Below are 2,083 nucleotides of genomic sequence, written 5' to 3' on the forward strand. Positions count from 1 at the left end.
TACGACCGCGCCGTCGCCATCGTCGCCCGCGACCGCAAGGCCTCGACCAGCTACATCCAGCGCCGCCTGTCGATCGGCTATAACCGCGCCGCCTCGATCATCGAGCGCATGGAGCAGGAGGGCGTCGTCGGCCCCGCCAACCACGCCGGCAAGCGCGAGATTCTGGTGCGCGAGGAAGACGAGAACGACTTCCGCTAGGGCATGTTCGGCAAGAGCGTCGGCGGCTTTGCGCCCGGAATGTGCGAAAGAGCAAGGCGCCAGGGCGCGTGTCGCGGCCCTGATCGACGGCATGTGCTCCGGTGGCGCCCGGCGACCCGGAATCCGCCGCCGCAACCATTCGATTCAATGCCGGCGCATCTTGCTCTAGAGTGACCGCGTCGAATCGGGAGGTGCCGCGCCGCCAATTCGCCACATAGGCTGATAGGTTACGCGGGTCGGACCGGCTTTTGCGATATGGTCCGCCGATCCGATGGAGGGATGTTTTGGCTGCTGCCAGGTCTGGCAACCACATGTCATCGGGGTTGAGATTCGGTCTCCCGGCGCTGGTTGCCGGGATGATGATGCTTGCCGCCACGGGTCTCGACGCCCTTGCCGGCGCGCCGATCGACCCGGTCCCCAATCCGCGGCCGAGACCCGGCTACGCCCCGGTCGCGACCGCCCCCAACCCGGCGCGGGCGGAAACCGCGGCGGTCGTCCGCAAGTCCGGCAAGAGCGGCAACGCGCTCGCCAACATCAACGCCTATTTCAACGGCTTCAAGACCATGGAAGGCCAGTTCATCCAGTTCGGCCCCCATGGCGAGCAGTCGGAGGGCGATTTCTACATCGCCCGCCCCGGCAAGATCCGCTTCAAGTACAACCCGCCGGTCCCCCTCGACGTCATCGCCGACGGCCGTAACGTGGCGATCCGCAACACCCGGACAGCGACCCAGGACTATTACCCGCTGTCGAAGACGCCGCTGCGCTACCTGCTTGCCGACAACATCGACCTCACCTCCGGCGTGGTCAACGAGGTCCGCCAGGAGCCCGACCTCATCGCCTTGATCATTGTCGAGGATTCCCGCCTGGTGAAGGGCAAGCTGACCCTCATCTTCGATCGCCAGACCTATGAATTGAAGCAGTGGATCGTCACCGACGCGCAGGGACTCAACACCTCGGTCGCGGTCTACAACACCACGACCGGGGCGCGACTCGACCCGGGTCTGTTCAAGATAAACTATTACCAATAGTCCATCTTTCGCCGCGCTGACCCCTAACTGACGGACGAAAAAGCGGAAATCACCCCGGACCCCGGCCGATTGGCCGGGTCTTGAAACGCCGTTCTTTTGCACCATCTGAATACGTGAGCGGGCCGCCCTGATATCGGTAGCGCCCCCCGTCTCGCCGAGGACGGCCCGCCGGCACCGGCGTTGTTCGGTGTCGCGCAACGTAGCGCGAAGCGCCCAACCTCCCCCGGGGTTGGGCGCTTTTCTTTTGGCGTGCTGCCGGAATCTGCTCTAAGCCGGAGGTGGCGGGATCATGTCGCCCCGGTCTCCGCCGATCGCCCCAGCCAGAACAGCCCGCCCCGCGCCGTCCCCCGCATGACCCTCAGCATCGCCACCTGGAACATCAATTCCGTCCGCTTCCGGATCAGGCAGGTCGGGATGTTCCTCGATCGCCACGCGCCGGACATCCTCTGCCTCCAGGAGACCAAGTGCCCGGACGACCGGTTTCCCCTCAAGCCGTTCCGCAACCGCGGCTACGAGCATGTCCTGCTGAACGGCCAGAAGGGCTATCACGGCGTCGCCATCCTCTCCCGCATCCCCTTTCTCGACACCTCGAAGCGCGGCTTCTGCGAGAAGGGCGATGCCCGCCATGCCGCGGTCACCATCGCCGACGGTGACGGCGACATCGTCCTGCACAACTTCTACATCCCGGCCGGCGGCGACCTGCCCGACCCGGCGCTCAACGAGAAATTCACCCACAAGCTCGCCTTCCTCGACGAGATGGCGATCTGGCTGACCGGCGCCGAGACCGACCGCAAGGCCGTCCTCGTCGGCGACCTCAACATCGCCCCGCTCGAAAACGACGTCTGGTCGCACAAGCA

At 65.4% G+C, this 2,083-nt stretch carries 3 protein-coding genes; all 3 read left to right on the forward strand.

From position 1 onward, the window contains the following. A partial coding sequence (locus KDJ86_RS04710) for a DNA translocase FtsK (protein WP_291743538.1) occupies positions 1–198 on the forward strand: 198 nt, incomplete at its 5' end. A gap of 323 nt (positions 199–521) precedes the next feature. Next, entirely contained in the window at positions 522–1,226 is a 705-nt protein-coding gene (locus tag KDJ86_RS04715) for an outer-membrane lipoprotein carrier protein LolA (protein WP_291743539.1), read from the forward strand. 351 nt (positions 1,227–1,577) lie between these two features. Next, positions 1,578–2,083: exodeoxyribonuclease III (locus KDJ86_RS04720; protein WP_291743540.1), on the forward strand; the 506-nt coding region annotated here is incomplete at its 3' end.

It is taken from the genome of Bauldia sp. (assembly GCF_020442045.1).
Lineage (GTDB): Bacteria > Pseudomonadota > Alphaproteobacteria > Rhizobiales > Kaistiaceae > Bauldia.